At 60.3% G+C, this 20,140-nt stretch carries 9 protein-coding genes and 3 pseudogenes; 5 read left to right on the top strand and 7 right to left on the bottom strand.

All coding sequences use genetic code 11. The features are described 5' to 3' along the window. Positions 1–211: 211 nt before the first annotated feature. Complete coding sequence (gene rirA, locus RHE_RS03720) at positions 212–694, bottom strand: iron-responsive transcriptional regulator RirA (protein WP_011424096.1); 483 nt, start codon at positions 692–694, stop codon at positions 212–214. Positions 695–1,575: 881 nt separating this feature from the next. On the opposite strand from rirA, the gene RHE_RS03715 reads away from it, so the two are divergent. Continuing rightward, entirely contained in the window at positions 1,576–1,902 is a 327-nt protein-coding gene (locus RHE_RS03715; RefSeq protein ID WP_244425755.1) for a hypothetical protein, read from the top strand. Positions 1,903–1,921: 19 nt separating this feature from the next. Beyond that, positions 1,922–2,719, top strand: a complete 798-nt coding sequence (gene exoR / locus RHE_RS03710; protein ID WP_011424094.1) for an exopolysaccharide production regulator ExoR — start codon at positions 1,922–1,924, stop codon at positions 2,717–2,719. Positions 2,720–2,775: 56 nt separating this feature from the next. Here exoR and RHE_RS03705 read toward each other — a convergent pair. Together RHE_RS03705 and RHE_RS03695 are read right to left on the bottom strand one after the other, a co-directional pair. Continuing rightward, positions 2,776–3,048 (bottom strand): annotated as a pseudogene (locus tag RHE_RS03705) (endonuclease/exonuclease/phosphatase family protein); the annotation flags it as partial. A gap of 344 nt (positions 3,049–3,392) precedes the next feature. After that, a complete protein-coding gene (locus RHE_RS03695; RefSeq protein WP_011424092.1) occupies positions 3,393–4,889 on the bottom strand; it encodes a CoA-acylating methylmalonate-semialdehyde dehydrogenase in 1,497 nt (498 codons plus the stop codon). 170 nt (positions 4,890–5,059) lie between these two features. Between RHE_RS03695 and RHE_RS31385 the strand changes: the two are divergent. Further along, positions 5,060–5,373 (top strand): annotated as a pseudogene (locus RHE_RS31385) (putative quinol monooxygenase). After that, on the top strand, positions 5,370–6,251 hold the full coding sequence (locus RHE_RS03685) for a LysR family transcriptional regulator (RefSeq protein WP_011424091.1): 882 nt from the start codon (positions 5,370–5,372) through the stop codon (positions 6,249–6,251). The pseudogene RHE_RS31385 and the gene RHE_RS03685 overlap by 4 nt, the downstream one beginning before the upstream one ends. Here RHE_RS03685 and RHE_RS33180 read toward each other — a convergent pair. The 3 genes from RHE_RS33180 to traA all read right to left on the bottom strand — a co-directional run bounded on the left by RHE_RS33180 (position 6,248) and on the right by traA (position 11,743). Further along, positions 6,248–6,415, bottom strand: coding sequence for a hypothetical protein (locus RHE_RS33180; RefSeq protein WP_011424090.1), 168 nt, complete (start codon positions 6,413–6,415; stop codon positions 6,248–6,250). The two genes, RHE_RS03685 and RHE_RS33180, sit on opposite strands and share 4 nt — an antisense overlap. A 49-nt stretch (positions 6,416–6,464) precedes the next feature. Then, positions 6,465–6,899: a DUF4174 domain-containing protein gene (locus RHE_RS03680; RefSeq protein ID WP_011424089.1), complete on the bottom strand. Its 435-nt coding sequence runs from the start codon at positions 6,897–6,899 to the stop codon at positions 6,465–6,467. Between the two features lie 170 nt (positions 6,900–7,069). Beyond that, positions 7,070–11,743, bottom strand: a complete 4,674-nt coding sequence (gene traA, locus RHE_RS03675; protein WP_011424088.1) for a Ti-type conjugative transfer relaxase TraA — start codon at positions 11,741–11,743, stop codon at positions 7,070–7,072. A gap of 253 nt (positions 11,744–11,996) precedes the next feature. Here traA and RHE_RS03670 point away from each other — a divergent pair, with 253 nt between their 5' ends. Further along, positions 11,997–12,983 (top strand): nucleotidyltransferase and HEPN domain-containing protein, encoded by a 987-nt coding sequence (locus RHE_RS03670; protein WP_011424087.1) that lies wholly within the window; start codon positions 11,997–11,999, stop codon positions 12,981–12,983. 259 nt (positions 12,984–13,242) lie between these two features. Here RHE_RS03670 and RHE_RS31185 read toward each other — a convergent pair. Further along, positions 13,243–19,769 (bottom strand): annotated as a pseudogene (locus tag RHE_RS31185) (M10 family metallopeptidase C-terminal domain-containing protein). Positions 19,770–20,140 lie beyond the last annotated feature (371 nt).

The following is a 20,140-nucleotide window of genomic DNA, read 5'->3' as shown; positions in this document are numbered from 1 at the left end:
GTTGGACAATTTTAGAAATTTTCAGTCAAAAATCAGCCTCAATTAGAAAGATTCGGATAAAAACCAGCGGAATTTCGTCGCATTTTCGACATTTGCGCCCCTCAGCTGCGCATAATGACCATTTCCCGCATCCGCGAGCGGGCGAAAGCGACGCAACAAAAACCGCGGCTGCCCGGGCAACCGCGGTTTTACAAGTCTGTTCTTCCGTGAATTAGGCGGCCGGGGCGACGATCGCGGGCTTGCGATAGGCCTGCTCACCGGTCAGTCCAAGAAGGAAATTGATCTGCGGCCGTGCCTTGACGAGGTCGTCGATCGTATATTCCGACAGCACGGCGAAGAAGGCATTGAGCGCCTTGCGCAGCGCCGAATTCAAGCCGCAGCTGTCGACCAGCGGGCATTCGACCATGCCGTCATCCTCGAAGCATTCGGCCATGGCGAAACTGTCTTCCGTGACCCGCACCACATCGAAGAGGGTGATGTCGGCCGCCGGCTTGCCCAAGCGTACGCCGCCGTTGCGGCCGCGAACGGTCTCGACCAGACCTGCCTTGTTCAGCGGCTGAAGGATCTTGAAAAGAAAGAGCTCGGAAACGCCGTAAGCCTTGGCGATCTCCGGGATGCGGCTCAGCTGCCCTTCATTGGCAGCACAATACATCAACATGCGAACCGCATAGTTGGTCTGCTTCGTCAACCGCATGCCGATCTCCTGACTCGTGCCTGTTCAGACCTATATAGGCGGTTTGGCAGTTTTGAACAATTCCAAAATATGAAATTCGCATTCAGCTTATGAGGCCATTTGCCGCGACGTCAATTCTGCACCGAAACCCTCTGGGTCGTCATCGATGATGCCTGCCTTCGCTCGTGCTGGCCAGATCGGTGGAGAGCGTGCTGAGGAGCGATCGCGACGTTCAGCCCCGTGAGATTGACTCGAAACAGAGGGTCGAAAGCACCTGGCAAACCGGGCAATTTGTCGGCGGCTTATTCCAACCGAGCAGGGACCTGAATGGATTAGGGTGCGGGTGGACGCTCTCCAGCAGATGCGTGGCAAAGCCATGTCGCAGCCTGCGACGACATCCTTTTGTCGATCCGCTGGCAATCTCGCCGAACGGAAGGGGATTGGCGCGAGATAGCAACGGGGACGGAGCGGCCGCGAGTGAGGACCGCCACGGCTTCCGGCGAACCAGGCGTCGCAAAGCCTAGATTTCTCCGGTGAATCTAGACCTAAGTAGAAGTCTTGAAGCTCGCCGGTTTGCCAGGCTTCCTTGGAAGGCCGGCAAGAAAGGCGACCCTTCGGATTTGTGACGAGGCAGCAACGGTCTTTTTGCGACAAATATCGTATCGTGGCTGCGGGGCGAATTTGTCTATTTCCCGCCACAAAGAGAGCGCAGCGCTATTGGCAGGCGAGACGACGGCAGACGTAGGGTGCGTGTAAAGAGTAGCATGGGTCGATTTTTTTCCGGCAACAGCAGGTCATGCGGCGCGATTGGCGACAGTCGTTCGATTGCGGCCGTTTCGCTTTTTGGACAAGGCTGTTCCGGCCGCAGATCCCGCCTTGCAACGCGGTTGTCGATCCCTCCAATGCCGGTTTTGTCGACCCGTGCGCCCGAGCAGCGCGGCTTTGGCGGAGAAGACGATACTGGTTTCGTCACATTTGCTGTTTACGAAAGCGATAAAGGCGGGAAGGCGGATGCCGCGCCTGCCAAAGGAATGCCAGGCAGATTGCAGTCAGGCCATGCCGGGAGCCGGGTGGTTCTAGATGACATGCTGAAAATTCGGCCTTTCGGAAAAGGCCAATGGGCTGGATGCGACGCGGGCAAAGGGGCCATGGAGCCCACCGCGGGATCGCTCGCCTCGAATGAATACATCCACCGTCTGCCCGGCGCCGGCGCCGGCTGCGTGCGATGAACGAAAGAAATCGGTTGAAATGGTAACGTCCGAGTTCAAATTGTTCAAATTCATGCTGATGGGCATGGGGATAGCGCTGGCAATGTCCGGCCCGGTTCGCGCTTTCGACATCAAGAGCGACGTCAGTAAGGAATCCGGTCCTTTCGACCTCTTCAAGTTCGGCTTCAAGGCCTATAAGAACGGACAGAAGGAGGAGGCGGTCGAAGCTTACAAGTACGCCGCCGAAAAGGGCCATACCGGTTCGCGCTGGGCGCTCGCCAATATGTATGCCGACGGCGACGGCGTCGCCCAGGATGATTTCGAAGCCTTCAAGATCTACAGCGAGATTGCCCAGCAGGGTGTCGAACCCGGTTCGGAAGACACCGGCTTCTTCGTCAACGCGCTTCTGTCGCTCGCCAATTACTACAAACACGGCATATCAGGCAGCCCGGTCAAGATTGATCTCACCCAGGCACGCCAGCTTTATTTCCAGGTGGCCTCAACCTTTGGCGTTCCCGAAGCGCAGTTCCAGTTGGCGCAGATGATGCTGGCCGGCGAGGGCGGCAATGCCAGCCCGCAGCAGGCGAAGAAATGGTTGAACCAGGCGCGCAAGAGTGGCCATCCCGGCGCCATGGCGGTTTTCGGAAATATTCTCTTTGACGAAGGTCAGACGGCCCGCGGTCTCGCGCTGATGACTGCCGCTCTCGACCGCTGCAAGCCCAAGGACTGCAGCTGGATGGAAGCGCTTCAGGAGCAGGCCTTCTCGGTTTCCAACGAGGCCGACCGGCGCACGGCGGTCTCGCTCTCGCACGCCATCGCAAGCGGCTCCGACGACTGAAGCCGTCATGAGCGCCCTGTCGCGCGCTTGCAATGACGCGTTACGGGTTGCGAAGGTCAGGCCGCAAAATCGAAATAGGCGATGACAGGTACGTGGTCGGACGGCTTTTCCCAGGCCCGTACATGTTTTTCGATCGCCGCCGACGTCATCCGGTCGGCAGCCTCCGGTGAGAGCAGCAGGTGGTCGATGCGGATGCCGTTGTTCTTCGGCCATGCACCTGCCTGATAGTCCCAGAAGGAATAGAGCCGCGTCGCATCCGTCGTCGCGCGTACCGCATCGGTCAGGCCGAGATTTTCGAGCCTGCGGAATGCCTGCCGCGTCTGCGGCATTTTCCCTGAGTTTCGTCCAGCAGTTGCTTGGTTGCCCGGCGGCGAAGTTGGTGGCCTGATGTCTTTAGGTCATGGCGAGTTTGGGAGCTTTCGTGAATGCCATAGCTGGCGACACCCGCTGTGGCACAGCTGGCACTAGGCCGACAATGCCGACCTCGATGCTGAAGCGGGAGCGTCGGATCAAGCGGAGGACGACCGTCGTTAGGAGCAACTGATCGAGCACCATTAACGGACCGCGGCTCGGTCGCAGGGTCCCAATGAACACAACCCCCTGAACCATGCCAGGGGGTTGTCAGAGGCTTATCAGGCCAAAAGACCACCAAATTGCAGAATGATGTCGCTCATCACTTCATCGTCGGCATGACGAATTCGGCGCCGCTCTTGATGCCGGAGGGCCAGCGGGCGGTGACGGTCTTGGTCTTGGTCCAGAACTTGATCGAGTCCGTGCCGTGCTGATTGAGATCGCCGAAGCTCGAGGCCTTCCAGCCGCCAAACGAGTGGTAGGCGAGCGGAACCGGGATCGGAACGTTGATGCCGATCATGCCGATATTGACGCGCGAGGCGAAATCGCGGGCGGCATCGCCGTCACGCGTGTAGATCGCGACGCCGTTGCCGTATTCGTGCTTCATCGGCAGCGACAGCGCTTCCTCATAGTTCTTGGCGCGGACGACGGAGAGGACAGGTCCGAAGATTTCGGTCTTGTAGATGTCCATCTCGGGCGTCACGTGATCGAACAGGCAGCCGCCGACGAAATAGCCGTCTTCATAGCCCTGGAGCTTGAAATCGCGGCCGTCGACCACGAGCTTGGCGCCTTCCTCGACGCCGCGGTCGATCAGGCCGCGCACCCGCGTGTAGGCGTCCTTGGTGACCAGCGGGCCCATATCGGCCTTGTCGTCGGTATAGGGGCCGATGCGAAGCGATTCGATCTTCGGCGCCAGCATCTCGACCAGGCGGTTGGCGGTTTCTTTGCCGACCGGAACGGCAACCGAGATCGCCATGCAGCGCTCGCCGGCCGAACCGTAACCTGCGCCCATCAGCGCGTTTACGGCCTGATCCATGTCGGCGTCCGGCATGATGATCATGTGGTTCTTGGCGCCGCCGAAGCACTGGGCGCGCTTGCCGTTCATTGCCGCCGTGCCGTAGACGTAGCGGGCGATCGGCGTCGAGCCGACGAAGGAGACGGCGCCGATATCGGGATCGGTGAGGATCGCGTCGACGGCACCCTTGTCCCCGTTGACGACGTTGAGGATGCCGGCCGGCAGTCCGGCCTCGATCATCAGTTCGGCAAGACGGATCGGCAGGGACGGATCGCGCTCTGAGGGCTTCAAGATGAAGGCGTTGCCGCAGGCGATCGCCGGCGCGAACATCCACATCGGGATCATGCCCGGGAAGTTGAAGGGGGTGATGCCGGCGCCGATGCCGACCGGCTGACGGATCGAATACATGTCGATCGCCGGGCCCGCGCCCTCAGTGAACTCACCCTTGGCGAGATGCGGAATGCCGCAGACGAATTCGCAGACTTCGAGGCCGCGGATGACGTCGCCCTTGGCATCCTCGATCGTCTTGCCGTGCTCCTTGGAGAGCATTTCGGCGAGCTCATCCATGTGCTTGTTTAGGAGTTCGACGAACTTGAAGAAGACGCGGGCGCGGCGCTGCGGGTTGGTGGCAGCCCATTTCGGCTGCGCGGCCTTGGCGTTTTCGACGGCGGCGCGCAGTTCCTCGACGCTTGCGAGCGCGACGGTCGCCTGCACTTCGCCGGTTGCCGGATTGTAAACATTGCTGACGCGGCCGCTGGTGCCGGCGACTTCCTTGCCGCCGATGAAATGACCGATCTCACGCATGGGTGCTCCTCCTGTTTTTGGGATGGCCTACAATCGCACTTCAATTTGCACAAATCAATGCGCTGATATAAGGAACCGTTGTGCACATATTGTAGCCCAATGACACTTATTGCTGCCTCCAAACTTGGTACGGCGCAAGGACAAGTCAAACCCCAGGGAAGGTCGGACCGATGAGCCGGAAACCTGTTGTCAGAATGGCGGAGCTGGAGATTGATCCGGAGACGCTCGAAGCGTATCGCGCCCTGCTCACGGAAGAAATCGAGGCGTCGGTTGCGCTGGAAGACGGCGTTCTCTCACTCAACGCGTTTCCATCCGGGGCAATCCAAACCAAATCCGCATCCTCGAGGTCTACGCCGACCAGGAAGCCTACGAGGCCCATCTGCAGACACCGCATTTCCTCAAATATAAGCGTGAGACGGCCGGCATGGTGACGTCGTTGACGCTGATGGACGTCGATCCGATTGCGATGCGTGCCAAGCCATGAACTGGGACGATGTCCGCATTTTCCTCGCCGTTGCCCGCACCGGGCAGATTCTTGCCGCTTCGAAGCGGCTGGGGCTCAACCATGCCACGCTTTCACGGCGGCTGACATCGCTCGAAGAGGCACTGAAGACGCGGCTTTTCATCCGCCGCACGAATGGCTGCGAGCTGACGGCCGAAGGCGAGGTCTTTCTGCACGCCGCCGAGCGCATGGAAACCGAAATGTTGGCAGTGCAGGCCAATCTCGGCCACACCGACACGGCAATCGCCGGCACGGTGCGTGTCGGCGCGCCCGACGGGTTCGGCGTCTCTTTTCTCGCGCCGCGGATGGGCAGGTTGATCGAGCGTCATCCGGAATTGAAGATCCAGCTCGTGCCGGTCCCGCGCTCCTTCTCGCTGTCGCAGCGCGAGGCCGACATCGCCATCACGCTGGAACGTCCCGAACAAGGCCGGCTGGTTTCCTCCAAGCTGACGGATTACACGCTCGGTCTCTATGCCTCGCGCGATTATCTCGCCGCCCACGGCAGGCCCGGCGATGTCGAGGCGCTGAAGGCCCATCCGCGCATCGGCTATGTCGAGGATCTGCTCTTCACCGCCTCGCTGAATTTCTCCGGCGAGGTGATGCGCAGCTGGGACGCCGGCTTCGAAATCTCGACGGCGATCGGCCAGACGGAGGCGGTGCGATCCGGCGCCGGCATCGGCATTCTGCATGATTATATCGCCCGGCAGTATCCGGAGCTCCAGCGCATCCTGCCTGAGATCTCGATCCGCCGCGCCTATTGGACGACCTATCACGAAACGGCGCGCGACCTCGTGCGCGTCAGGAGCGTCGTCGACTTCCTGCAGGAACTCGTCAGCGCCGAGCGGCAGATCTTTCTTTAAACGCCGCTAACATGCCTTGCCGGCTCGTCGTTCTCATCGGGATTGGGAACCGGCGCCTCGTCGGGCAATCTGTCCGGCTCAGGCTCCTTGATCGGCGGCACCGGCTTCCAGCCTGGCGCCGGCATCGGCGGCTGATCGGGAATGGGTTCGTTGGGCACGGACATGACCGCCTCCCTTTTCATGATCCTGGATTAAACTGACGTTGGGGCGGGCTTATTTGTCCGACTTCAGCATCTCCGCGCGCACGGGCATGCTGTCGATGATGGCGAAGAGCTCGCCATTGGTGATCGGCTCGCTGACCTTGAGTTTGACGGTTCCGTCCTTGCCGAGCAGGAAGGCGGCGAATTCCCCGATCTCCGACGCTTCGAGATCGCGGCGGATCGCTTCGCCGTCAAGACCGTTCGCCGCACCGAAGAGCGGCCGGACAGTTGCGCCTGAGATCTTAAGCACCACCAGATCACGCTCGTCGAGGGCTGAACGGTCGGCCAAAAGCTGATTTTCCTGGCTGGCGGCGCGGGCATTATCCCTGTCGGCAAACACGACGAAAACGCGGTTCTTCCACTGGAAGGCCGCCAGGCTTTCGACCGGCGCATAGGCGCTGTTCGTCTCGTCAATCTTGGTCGCGCCGTAGAGAAGGGTCTTCGACATGCATATTCTCCCGTTAACCTGGAGAACGGGTCGGGAGCCCGAACGGTTCCATTAAATGAAAAAGGCGAGGATCGACTTTTGCTCCGGGAAAAAGGTACCGTTGAATGGGATCTAGCTGCCTCGGTTGCGCGGAAAACGGCGACCAGAGTTTCCACTTCCTTGGCTATTTGTTAAAAACCTCCCAATTTTATATCACGGTTGACGGCGCGTTTGCGCCGTTCCGCCATAATCTGCTCGCTGTTTTCCTGGCGGACGCTCTGTTGCACGACCTTCAATTTCTCCTGCATCGCCGCAAAGGCCGGGCGCTGCGCAAGCGGCACGCGATTGATGAAATCCTTGTCACCTCGGATGACGGCATCTCGCCCAAAGCGCTCGTCGAGCGCCCGGCTGACGTCGGCGAACTCCTGACGGATGTTTGCATCGAGAGGAGTGGCCGAGATGTTAGGCTTGCGACCATTCCCCCGCGCATGTGCCATCCGTTGCACGAGCGCCTCCTCCGCCGCTTTCGACAGACCTGGAATTGCAACCGCCATGCGCTGCCGCTCTGCTGTAATGACCTTGCGTTCTGCATCGAGCAAATTGGCATAGGTGGCACCGAGCGCGCGCAGGCGGGTCGCCCCCTCCGGCACGGCCCGCATCGCCTCTTTCCGCTCCCGGCCGGACGCCAGCATCCGGTCCATCAGGCGATCCGAACCGCGCAACGTGCCGTAGGCGGCCGGATCGTTGGTCATCGCGGCGGCAATGCGATCAGCAACAAAACCTTTCTGGAGCAGTTCCTCGAACTTGTCGATGGCGCCTGCCGGATCGCGCCAGATGGTTGTTGCGGCGTTGGCCAATGCGGCACTCTGTTGGCGATAGAGAGGGTTAGAGAGCGCCCGCAATCGTGCCTCCTCGTCGACCGGCGTCTTAAACTCGGTGACGGCGGCAAGCATGGGCACATCCTCTTTCCCTGGCTCCTTGCCCGGAACGGCGCTGGCAGCCGCGACGATCTTCGACCGATCCTGGCGCTCGGCGAGATGCTGCTCGTCGCCAAAACGCTTCACGGCCTCGAACAGTTTGATCAGCGTCTCACCCTGGCCCGGTATCAGATCTTCCGGCATGAGCCCGGCAATGTTACGCTCGGCAACCGCATCCGCCTTCGCGGTGAAGGCGCTCCAGCCAAAGCGTGCGGTCAATGCGTCGCTGACCGCCCTGATTTCCTGGACGACCGAACGGTCCTCGGCGGCGAGCGCAAAGGCCGTCTTATAGGCGTCGTCCCCGCCTTGGCTGCGTACCGCCTCGATTTCCATAAGCCGCGCAATCGCATGTCTGGAGAGCGCCGGGACGGACAACGCCATATGCCCCCGACGTCTCTCCTCGCGTTCGTGGAATCGTTCAACATTCCTACGGAACTCGGTCGCATGGGCTCGTGCGAGCGGCCGCAGGTCCTCCAGAGCCGAGATTGCGGCGCTACGCTCGTTGCGGGCGGCCCGCCCGTCGATGATGAGATCGGAGCCGCGCAGCCGGCCAAGCCGCTCGGGTTCTGCGGCAAGATCCTCGGCGAGCTTGCGCGGTTCGGCACTGGCTTCTGACGCCAGCGCGTTAAGGGCGACAAGTGCTGCATGCGGATTGCGATAGATCTTCTCCAGCAGCGGTCGAAGGATCGCTTCCCGCTCCGCCCAGGTCGGGGACGAAAGCTGCAGCAGCCGCGCATCCTCCTCGACGCTCGTGACGAAGGAAGTGGTCGGCGGGATCAGATAGCGTGCTTCGCCAGCGCTTGCACCCGAGACGACGTGGGATTCTGTTCGGCCATCGCTGTAGACGACCCGCCGTTCCCGCTCGATCGCGAAGCCAAGCGCCACGCTCGCCCTGTCCCAGAGTTTTTCCGCCTGCTCCTTCTTTACAGCAATCCACGCAAAGCGCCGGGAAAGGCTTTCCTCCATCTCGACTGCGGCCAACGAAAGCTGATCGATCCCGCGGCGCCGGGCGAAGTCGTCGGCATATGCGCGATAACCAGCCCCGCTTTCAAAATCGAGCGTCGTCGTCTTGGCGCCGGAGCGCGACAGGCGCTCGACAAGCTGCTTGAACAGCTCCGGCCGATGGCTCTCGCGCTCAATCCGCTCCCGACGAGCCTCGGCGGTCTCGACCTGTTGCGCCGTCCAGACGTTGCGATCGACTTCCCTCTCCTCGTAACGCTTGTGACCTGTCTCCTCGTCAACGACGGGAACGCTCGCCTTGACCCGTTCCACGCCGTCCTTGCGCAAGATAACGGTATCGCCTTCCAGGATACCGGCCTCCTCGAGTGCCTTCGGCAGGCTCACGCCCCAAAGCCGATGGACGGTTCCGTCATCCGTCTTGACATCGGCATAGGGGCTGTCGTCGGCATCCTCGTCATCGGGCCGGAACTTTGCCTCTCCGGTTTCCACAAGCTCGCCGGTAACGCCGGCAGCATGATCGACGCTGGGCTTGCGGCCCCAGTCAGGTTTTGGCTCAAAATCTTGGCTCGCCGCATAAAGATCGACGCGATCGCGATGCCGGGTCATTGACACATAAGTCAGATGCTCGTCCATCATGCCGGTCGCAAGCACAAAGGTGCGGTCGACGGTGGCGCCCTGCGATTTGTGGATCGTCACGGCATAGCCGTGATCGACATTGCGATAGCTGTTTTCGCTGAAGACGACCTTGTCACCATTATCGAGAAAGACTGACAGAAGCGGATCACCGCGCTTGTCACCGGTGGAAACGACGGTGCCGAGCATGCCGTTCTTGACATATTGCGGACCCGGCTGCCTGGCCCGCGGCTCAAGGAAACGGGCATTCTCCAGGAAGATGATACGATCGCCAGCGGCAAATTCCCGCGCCCCGCGAGCAGTCTGGAAGGTGCGGCCGTCGCTCAGCGCATTGTCGCCAGCCATGACTTCGCGCAGCACGTCGTTCAAGGCGCGGACATCGTCATTGGTGTGGGCAAGCACGAGCAGTTCGTCACCGCGCAGGCGGCCATCCCTGCCCTCGGAAACGGACCGACCGATTGCCTGCTTGCGCGCCTCGGCCCAATCAACAACGATGCGATCGACGATCTCGCCGCGTGTTTCCGCCTCGACCAGATGGTCATGCCGGGCATAGACGTCCAGCCCTTTCTCGATCTCGCCGCGGGCAAACAGCCGCGAGGCATCGCGCGCCCACGCCTCGCGTTGGCGGCGCACACCGGCAAGCTCGGCAAAGCCGATGCGTTCAGTGATCGCCCGGAAGGCGGCACCGGCCTGGATCGGCTGCAACTGCATTGCATCACCGACCAGGACGACCTTTACCGCAGCCTCCTCGGCAATCTTCAGCACACGTGCCATCTGCTGCGATGACACCATGCCGGCCTCGTCGATAACAAGCACATCGCCGCGATGGAGCGTGTCGCGCCCGTTGGCCCAGGCCAATTCCCAGGACGCAAGCGTGCGCGACTTGATGCCCGAACTGTCTTCCAGCCCTTCCGCCGCCTTGCCGGCAAGGGCGGCACCCATCACCCTCCTGCCCTCGCCCTCCCAGGCAAGACCCGCCGCCGCCAACAGCGTCGATTTGCCGGCGCCGGCAAGGCCGACGACGGCGGCTATGCCACTGTCGCCGGTGACATGACGGACAGCATCGACCTGCTCCGCATCGAGCCGAAACGGAGTTTTAGGGTCGGCGCTCTCGACGCGTTCGATCGCGGATGCGACGTGCCGTGGCGAGACGCCAAAGCCGTCCCGCTTCAGTAGGACCTGTGCGGACTGGGCCATGTCGTATTCGATGCGCAGCATGTCCCGCGTCGTGAACACGGTCGGTTCCGATACCTTGCCGGTCTCCGCATCAACCTCCTGCGGCTTCAGCATGACCAGCTGGTCGGACGCCATCAGCCGGGCACGGATGTTAGCAAAATCGGTGGAATCATCGACAGTGCGGTGCAGCGCCTTGGCGATATCCTTCTCGTCGAAGGTGGAGCGTTCGTTGCCAAGTTGCTTCAAGAGAAGCTCAGGCTCGGCCAGCAGCCGGTCGGCTATCTCCTGGCGCCGGGCAAGATCGGCGGGAGTGAAGTAAAGCTCCTTGCCCTTGCCGGCGAGGGCTGCCTTCACTGACCCGAGATGTCTCTGGGCGATGCCGCCGAGGTTCTGTTCGGCATAGGAGCGCCCATCGAGCCGGATCTCGTGACCGGCCAGCGCCAGATGCCGGTTGGCTGTTTCCGCCCAGGCGATCTTCCAGGCCTTCATCGTTTCCCTGTCGCCGGCCCAGACCCTATTGACAATCCTCCCGTTCGGACTGTCGGGCGTGACGACACGCAAGGGCTTCCCGTCTTCGCCCATGATCGTCACCCGCTTCCGGCCAAACCCCTCCTCCGCGAGTGGCCTCAGCGTCGTCATTACATGGGCGTGGGGATTGCCATCCTTGTCGTGATAGACCCAATCAACCACCATGCCCCTAGCTGTGAGATTGTCCCGAACAAATTCGCGAACCAGTGTAATATTCTCCGCCCGGGTCAGTTCCTCTGGCAGGGCGATGATCAACTCGCGGGCAAGCTGTGCGTTTCCCAGCGTCTCGAAGGCCTCCACAGCATTCCAAAGCGCTTCGCTAGCACTAGCAACGGAAAGGCCGTCGATCGCCTCATGGAGCCAATCCGGAACACAGTCTGGCAAGGCAAGCTCCTCATGGAGCCAATCCGGAACACAGTCTGGCAAGGCAAGCTCCTCATGCACCAGATCGGAAGCACCACCGCGATAGTTGAAGGAGGCGCCGACCTGTTCATCCATCATCCGGGTGCGATGACGATAAGCAGCAGCCGAAATGATGCTGCGCCCCGCGCCCCTGCTGATCACTTGCGCTCTTACGAACATGATCGCCATCAGACGTCTCCAATCCTGTCAAGTACGTCGGACCAGCGAGCTACATCGCACCGACTGGACCAAGAGGCCGCAGGCGCTATTAGGAACGTGTTTCCAACCATTTTATCGCCGCGTCGTTCTCAGGTACGACAGCTTAGATGATTTAACTAGCGAATTCAAGATAGTTAAATGGGCTGGACCTTTCCGCGGCTTGACAGGCTGCGCCTGGGTTGAGCCGTCAGCTTTGTGCATTCGTTGAAAATCGAGATCGGAGATGCAGGGAAAATTGAGGTTGGAGGCCCGCGCCAAAATTCTCGTGGACGGTGCAGAATCTTTCGCCTATCGATTGTGTATGAAGTCGTCCGTCGATCATATGCCGCTTCGCAAGCAGCGAGAGATTGGCCGTGTTTTGGAAATCCTCCACGAGGAATTTGAAGACGCGGTGAAGGACGGTACGGCGGACTTCAAGAAGCGCGGCAGGATCTTGAAGATCATCCTGTTTGGCTCGTACGCCAAGGGCGGATGGGTGGATGAACCTTTCACGATGAAGGGGTATCGCTCTGATTTCGATCTGCTGATCATCGTCAACAATCGCAAACTCTGCGAGTTCGCCGACTACTGGTACAAGGCCGCTGACCGGCTGATCCACGACAAGTCGATCGAAACGCCGGTAAGCTTCATTGTCCATTCCAGGCGCGAGGTGAACACTTACCTGAAAGAGGGCCAGTATTTCTTCTCTGATATCCGCAAGGAAGGTATCGTCGTCTATGAACTCGACGAGGAGCCGCTTGCGGAACCGAAGCCGCTCTCGCCGGCAGATCGATTGCGAGTGGCGAAAGAACATTTTTCAAATCGCATGAAACTACTGCAACAGTTTGCCCAAGGCGCCGCTTTTCACATCTCGAGGGGCAACTTCGATGTCGCTGCATTCGATTTGCACCAGACGGTGGAGCAAGCGTACGCCTGCACACTTCTCACGCTCACCAATTACGGCCCTCCATCTCACAACATCAAGTTCCTTCGCTCGCTCGCCGAGGAGCAGGATAGACGGTTAGCAGGGGCCTTTCCTCGCGAGCAGCAACGCGAGCGTGCCTGGTTCAATAGCTTGAACGAGGCTTATGTGAAGGCACGCTACTCAAAACATTTCGAGATGAGCGAGGAGGCTCTTGGGTGGCTTGGAGAGCAAACGGCCTTGTTGGTTGAATTAGTCAAGACGGTGTGCTCGGAGCATCTGGAGATGCTGCAGCGGAGCAACCAGTGACGTACCTGGAAGTTGAGCTCTCACTGCCCTGAAATGACCACGCCGGCCGCGAACATCGCAGCACAGACGTGCTCGAAGTTAGTCTTGGAAGGGTCGCAGTAGGTTGGTCTGCCAGAGGGGCCCGATTCCGCAACGGCCATCAAGAACCCCGGCTATGGTCATATCAGGAAACTGCGTTGTTCAGTGCGCTGCTGGTGCTTACGAGCGCAAACTGAGGGGTTCAGCTCAGGCAAGTCGGGCCGCGCGGTTCTAAGAACAATCAAGCAAACAAGAAGTCCCCCGACTGCAGGCTTGAAAGAGCAACGTTCCTCAACGTTATGGTGTTGTCGGAATCGGCTATGATAATTGTATCGTTGCCGGACTGCTCGGTTGCTGCAAAAAGCGCTTCCCAATCGGCGAAGATGCCGTGATCGATCGAGATCGCGTCATGTGCGGAGCCGGTTGCCACGAAGTTTGTGATCGTGTCATGACCCCAGTTCGCCGAATAAACGAAGACGTCGGCTGCCGCTCCACCAATGAGGATATCGTTGCCGGCGCCACCCGTCAGCATATTGGAACCACTGCCACCGACGATAACGTTGTTTAGCGTATTGCCTGTTCCGGCAAACGCCGCCGTTCCGATAAAGGTGAGGTTTTCGACATTGGTCCCCAATGTGTAGGCGGCCAGGTTCGTGCGAACCGTGTCGGTCCCCGCGTCGGCGGCTTCTGTGACCATGTCGCCGGCATTATCGACGATATAGGTGTCGTGGCCCGCACCACCGATCAAGGTGTCCGCACCTGCCCCGCCATTCAGCACATCGTTGCCGGCGCCGCCGGTGATCGTGTTGGCGAGCGCATTGCCGGCGCCGCTGAAGCTGGCGGTTCCCGTATAGGTCAGGTTCTCGACATTGTTGCCGAGCGTATAGCTTGAAAGCGCCGTGCGAACCGTGTCGGTCCCCGCATCGGCCGCCTCGGTGACGAGGTCGCCGGCATTGTCGACGATATAGGTGTCGTCGCCCGTCCCGCCGATCAAGCGATCGGCCCCGGCTCCGCCATTCAGCGTGTCGTTGCCGTCGCCGCCGGCAAGCGTATCGGCGGCAGCGCCACCGGTGATCGTGTTGTCGAGGCTATTGCCTATCCCGACAAAGGCTGCCGTGCCGGTATAGGTGAGGTTCTCGACATTGGCCGCCAATGTGTGGGCGGCCAATGTCGTCTGCACCGTGTCGGTCCCCTCATCGGCGGCCTCGGTGACGATGTCGCCGGCATTGTCGACGATATAGATGTCGTTGCCAACCCCACCGATCAAACGATCGGCCCCGGCCCCACCATTCAGCGTGTCGTTGCCGACACCGCCGGACAGCGTATCGCTGGCAGTGCCACCGGTGATCATGTTGGCGAGATCATTGCCTGTTCCGGCAAAGGCTGCCGTGCCGAAGTAGGTGAGGTTCTCGACATTGGCCCCCAGAGTGTAGGCGGCCAATGTCGTCCAAATCGTGTCGATCCCTGCATCGGCCGCTTCGCTGACAAGGTCGCCGGCATTGTCGACGACATAGGCGTCGCCACCCGCCCCACCGATCAAGCTGTCGGCGCCAATTCCACCATTCAGCACATCATTGCCGGCACCGCCGGTGATCGTGTTGGCAAGCGCATTGCCGGTGCCGGTGAAGTTGGCGGATCCCGTGTAGGTCAGGTTCTCGACATTGACCAATGCGGCGATCGAGTAGGCTGCAAGCGCCGTGCGGATTTCGTCGGTGCCGGCGCCGACCGCCTCGGTGATCACGTCGCTCGCACTGTCGACAATATAGATGTCGTTGCCGGCGCCACCGTTCAGCGTGTCGTTGCCGGCGCCGCCGTCAAGCGTGTCGTTGCCGACACCGCCGATGATCGTGTTGGCGAGCGCATTGCCGGTGCCGGCGAAGCTGGCGGATCCCGTATAGAGCAGGTTCTCGACATTGTTGCCGAGCGTATAGCTTGAAAGCGCCGTCTTGATCCAATCGGTTCCTTCATTCAGCCCTTCGGTGACCACGTCGCCAGCGTCATCGACAATATAGGTGTCGTTGCCGGCTGCGCCGATCAGCATGTCTGCGCCGGCCTTGCCGTCCAGCGTGTCGGCACCTGCCCCGCCCTTGATCGTGTTGGCGAGGCTGTTGCCGGTCCCGGTAAAGGCTACCGTGCCGCTATAGGTGAGGTTCTCGAGATCGCTGCCAAGCGTATAGCTTGCCAGCGTCGTGCGAACCGTGTCGGTTCCCTCGTCGGCCGCTTCGGTGACCATGTCGCCGGCATGGTCGACGATGTAAGTGTCGTCGCCCAAACCGCCGATCAGGCTGTCGGCACCGGCCCCGCCATCAAGCGTGTCATTGCCGGCGTCGCCGGAAAGCGTATCGGTGGCAGCCCCACCCGTGATCGTGTTGGCGAGATTGTTACCGGTACCAGCGAAAGTTCCTGTACCGGCAAAGCTCAGATTCTCGACATTGCCGGCAAGCGTATAGCTCGCCAGGTTCGTGCGAACCGTGTCGGTCCCCGCGTCGGCGGCTTCTGTGACCATGTCGCCGGCATTATCGACGATATAGGTGTCGTGGCCCGCACCACCGATCAAGGTGTCCGCACCTGCCCCGCCATTCAGCACATCGTTGCCGGCGCCGCCGGTGATCGTGTTGGCGAGCGCATTGCCGGCGCCGCTGAAGCTGGCGGTTCCCGTATAGGTCAGGTTCTCGACATTGTTGCCGAGCGTATAGCTTGAAAGCGCCGTGCGAACCGTGTCGGTCCCCGCATCGGCCGCCTCGGTGACGAGGTCGCCGGCATTGTCGACGATATAGGTGTCGTCGCCCGTCCCGCCGATCAAGCGATCGGCCCCGGCTCCGCCATTCAGCGTGTCGTTGCCGTCGCCGCCGGCAAGCGTATCGGCGGCAGCGCCACCGGTGATCGTGTTGTCGAGGCTATTGCCTATCCCGACAAAGGCTGCCGTGCCGGTATAGGTGAGGTTCTCGACATTGGCCGCCAATGTGTGGGCGGCCAATGTCGTCTGCACCGTGTCGGTCCCCTCATCGGCGGCCTCGGTGACGATGTCGCCGGCATTGTCGACGATATAGATGTCGTTGCCAACCCCACCGATCAAACGATCGGCCCCGGCCCCACCATTCAGCGTGTCGTTGCCGACACCGCCGGACAGCGTATCGCTGGCAGTGCCACCGGTGATCATGTTGGCGAGATCATTGCCTGTTCCGGCAAAGGCTGCCGTGCCGAAGTAGGTGAGGTTCTCGACATTGGCCCCCAGAGTGTAGGCGGCCAATGTCGTCCAAATCGTGTCGATCCCTGCATCGGCCGCTTCGCTGACAAGGTCGCCGGCATTGTCGACGACATAGGCGTCGCCACCCGCCCCACCGATCAAGCTGTCGGCGCCAATTCCACCATTCAGCACATCATTGCCGGCACCGCCGGTGATCGTGTTGGCAAGCGCATTGCCGGTGCCGGTGAAGTTGGCGGATCCCGTGTAGGTCAGGTTCTCGACATTGACCAATGCGGCGATCGAGTAGGCTGCAAGCGCCGTGCGGATTTCGTCGGTGCCGGCGCCGACCGCCTCGGTGATCACGTCGCTCGCACTGTCGACAATATAGATGTCGTTGCCGGCGCCACCGTTCAGCGTGTCGTTGCCGGCGCCGCCGTCAAGCGTGTCGTTGCCGACACCGCCGATGATCGTGTTGGCGAGCGCATTGCCGGTGCCGGCGAAGCTGGCGGATCCCGTATAGAGCAGGTTCTCGACATTGTTGCCGAGCGTATAGCTTGAAAGCGCCGTCTTGATCCAATCGGTTCCTTCATTCAGCCCTTCGGTGACCACGTCGCCAGCGTCATCGACAATATAGGTGTCGTTGCCGGCTGCGCCGATCAGCATGTCTGCGCCGGCCTTGCCGTCCAGCGTGTCGGCACCTGCCCCGCCCTTGATCGTGTTGGCGAGGCTGTTGCCGGTCCCGGTAAAGGCTACCGTGCCGCTATAGGTGAGGTTCTCGAGATCGCTGCCAAGCGTATAGCTTGCCAGCGTCGTGCGAACCGTGTCGGTTCCCTCGTCGGCCGCTTCGGTGACCATGTCGCCGGCATGGTCGACGATGTAAGTGTCGTCGCCCAAACCGCCGATCAGGCTGTCGGCACCGGCCCCGCCATTCAGCATATCGTTGCCGGCGCCGCCGGTGATCGTGTTGGCAAGCGCATTGCCGGTGCCGGTGAAGTTGGCGGATCCCGTGTAGGTCAGGTTCTCGACATTGACCAGTGCGGCGATCGAGTAGGCTGCAAGCGCCGTGCGGATTTCGTCGGTGCCGGCGCCGACCGCCTCGTTGATCACGTCGCTCGCACTGTCGACAATATAGATGTCGTTACCGGCGCCACCGTTCAGCGTGTCGTTGCCGGCGCCGCCGTCAAGCGTGTCGTTGCCGGCACCGCCGGTGATCGTGTTGGCAAGTCTGTTTCCGGTACCAGCAAAATCGCCGGAGCCGATAAAGGTTAGATTTTCAACATTGTTGGTCAAACCATAGGAAGAAAGCGTCGTCTTGGTCAGATCGGCTCCTTCATTCGGCCTTTCAGTGACGACGTCGGCAACGTCATCGACAATATAGGTGTCGTCGCCCACACCGCCGATCAGTATGTCTGCTCCGGCCTTTCCGTCCAAGATGTCCGCACCTGCTGCGCCCTTGATCGTGTTGGCGAGGTTATTGCCGGTCCCGACAACGGCTGCCATGCCGGTATAGGTGAGGTTCTCGACATTGCTACCGAGCACATAGCTTGACAGGGTGGTCCGAACCGTGTCGATCCCTGCGTCGGCGGCTTCGGTGACGAGGTCGCCGGCATTGTCGACGATGTAAGTGTCGTTACCGGCGCCACCGAACAAGCTGTCCGCGCCTGCTCCGCCATCCAGCGTGTCATTGCCGGCGCCGCCGGAGAGCGTATCGCTGGCAGCGCCACCCGTGATCGTGTTGTCGAGATTGTTGCCCGTGCCCGCAAACGCCCCAATCCAGCTGTAGATGAGGTTCTCGACATTGGCTGACAATGTGTAGGCCCACATTGTCGTCTGAACCGTATCGATCCCCTCGTCGACGTTTTCGATGATAGTGTCGCCGTTATCCCCAACGACATAAGTATCGTTGCCAGTCCCACCGATGAGCGTGTCAGTTCCCAAGCCACCGATCAGAGTATCGTTGCCTACCCCACCAGAGAGCGTGTCGTTGCCTGTCCCACCCTTGATTATATTGTCGAGGCTGTTGCCGGTGCCGGTAGAATTGCCGCCGCCTGAGAAGGATAGGTTCTCGATATTGGCGATCCCCGCCAGCGAATAAGTGTTAAGATCGGTCCAGATCGTGTCAACGCCGCCGCCGGCGGCCTCGATCACAACATCGTTGAGACTATCGACAGTATATTGATCGTCGCCCGCACCACCGATCAGCGTGTCGGCACCGGCCTTCCCATCCAGCCGATCAGACCCCGTCCCGCCGGTGATCACATTGTCCGCCGCATTGCCACCACCGGCGAACGTACCGGTGCCGATATAGGTCAGGTTTTCGACGTTGGCGCCGAGTGTATAACTCCAAACCGTCGTCCGGACCGTGTCCGTCCCCTCATTGGCATTCTCAATGACAGCATCATTGCCGTTGTCGGCGATGTAGACGTCGTCACCTGCCCCGCCCGACATCTTGTCGTTTCCGGAACCGCCGTCGAGCGTGTCATTGCCGGAGTCGCCAGTAAGGGTATCGTTTCCGGCATTGCCCCAGAGTGTATTGTCCGCCTCGTTGCCGACAATGGTATCGTTGGCGGAGCCGGCCCAAACGTTCTCAATCAACGACGCGACATTGTCGTGATAAAGAAGGGCGTTGAAAATGTTGCCGCGGGCATAGCCATCATCCGGACCGCCGCCCAGATAGGCCAACTGACCCTGGGAAAGACCGAATACCCCCCTGCATGCAAGTCGATCTTGAGGGCGGTGGTATAAGCGCTCAGATCATAGGTGTCGGTGCCACCGCCGTCCCAGATTGTTGCGAAAACCCTGTTGGCAGCGGGCGTGATGGCTGCCACCCCATTGACATAGGTGATGCCCTGGTTCGGATTCCACCTATAGACGGTATCGCCACTGTTGGTGGTGTAATCCGCACCATACATTTCCTGCAGGGCGGCGATGTCGAGCATCATGAAGGTTTGTGGCGCGCCATTTTGCTCATACTTGGCCCCACTCTCATCGTCTCCGATAAATGTGTGGTAGGTCATGATCGTGTATTCGAGCGAGTCGTAGGCGCTTGGAACGACCGTTCCCCCTTCGTGAGCATGTTTTAGTCCGAGCGCGTGACCCAGCTCGTGCGCCAAGGTTTGGCCCGCATAGTTGCCGAACCTCGGGAAGCGATAATCAGCTTCGGTGCCAGCATATCCCGTCCCGAACCAGATATCGCCACCCCGCCCGTCTGTGGCTGGGAAATAGGCCCCTGCCGTATCCAGCAAGGGATCCGACGTTTGAGCGAACCGCACCGTTGCGGTATTCGCGCTTCCGGCCTCAAAGTTAGCGTTCGTGAACCCCTCGACGGAGAAGCCGTCATTTGCCGCACTCCCGTAGGATTGCTCCATAAAGTACAAGGCGAGAGACTGCTGCTGCGACGAAATAGGAGAGAATGAATAGTATTTTTCGTAGTATAATTCGGCGCCATCGGCATACGATGACGAGGTCGTGGGAAACGCATAGGTTATCGTTCCGTCCCAGGCAGTGCCGCTGAAGAGCCCGTCTACCTTCTGATCCCTAGTCACGTCTACGGTCTTCGTCGGAGTAATAAGGTCCGTCATAAAATCCCCGTTTGCCTATTCCATTCGGCCGCGCCTAATGCCAGTTTCCCTCTGCTCCATAAAGAGGGAAACTTCAACTAAAAGCTTCATTTATTTTCAGGAATGTTTTGATCTTAGCAACTAGCGCTAATGAAACGCTTCCTCCGCAACCTCTTTCAAGGACATATTCCAGGATCCTGCGCTCTAACCGTCCGAACTTCCGCAATTGCTGGCATGACGGCACTTAAATTGACGTTACATTCATGTGCTGAAATTTAGTAAGTCTCGGGTTCGGCGATATCGGCTCCGCATGTTTCGAGGCTGCGAACGCTCTCCCCGCCTCTCTTGCGGCGAGGTAAGGTTCGCTGGTCGCATCTTCCGCAACATGCTGG

It is taken from the genome of Rhizobium etli CFN 42 (genome assembly GCF_000092045.1).
GTDB classification, from domain to species: domain Bacteria; phylum Pseudomonadota; class Alphaproteobacteria; order Rhizobiales; family Rhizobiaceae; genus Rhizobium; species Rhizobium etli.
Note: the sequence above shows the minus strand (reverse complement) of the source record. Positions and strands in the feature narration are given on the sequence as shown.

Excerpts from the sequence above, each read along its gene's own strand:
- rirA (WP_011424096.1), bottom strand. The coding sequence starts at position 694 with ATGCGGTTGACGAAGCAGACCAACTATGCGGTTCGCATGTTGATGTAT.
- RHE_RS03715 (WP_244425755.1), top strand. The coding sequence starts at position 1,576 with ATGCCGGTTTTGTCGACCCGTGCGCCCGAGCAGCGCGGCTTTGGCGGA.
- exoR (WP_011424094.1), top strand. The coding sequence starts at position 1,922 with ATGGTAACGTCCGAGTTCAAATTGTTCAAATTCATGCTGATGGGCATG.
- RHE_RS03695 (WP_011424092.1), bottom strand. The coding sequence starts at position 4,889 with ATGCGTGAGATCGGTCATTTCATCGGCGGCAAGGAAGTCGCCGGCACC.
- RHE_RS03685 (WP_011424091.1), top strand. The coding sequence starts at position 5,370 with ATGAACTGGGACGATGTCCGCATTTTCCTCGCCGTTGCCCGCACCGGG.
- RHE_RS33180 (WP_011424090.1), bottom strand. The coding sequence starts at position 6,415 with ATGTCCGTGCCCAACGAACCCATTCCCGATCAGCCGCCGATGCCGGCG.
- RHE_RS03680 (WP_011424089.1), bottom strand. The coding sequence starts at position 6,899 with ATGTCGAAGACCCTTCTCTACGGCGCGACCAAGATTGACGAGACGAAC.
- traA (WP_011424088.1), bottom strand. The coding sequence starts at position 11,743 with ATGGCGATCATGTTCGTAAGAGCGCAAGTGATCAGCAGGGGCGCGGGG.
- RHE_RS03670 (WP_011424087.1), top strand. The coding sequence starts at position 11,997 with ATGCAGGGAAAATTGAGGTTGGAGGCCCGCGCCAAAATTCTCGTGGAC.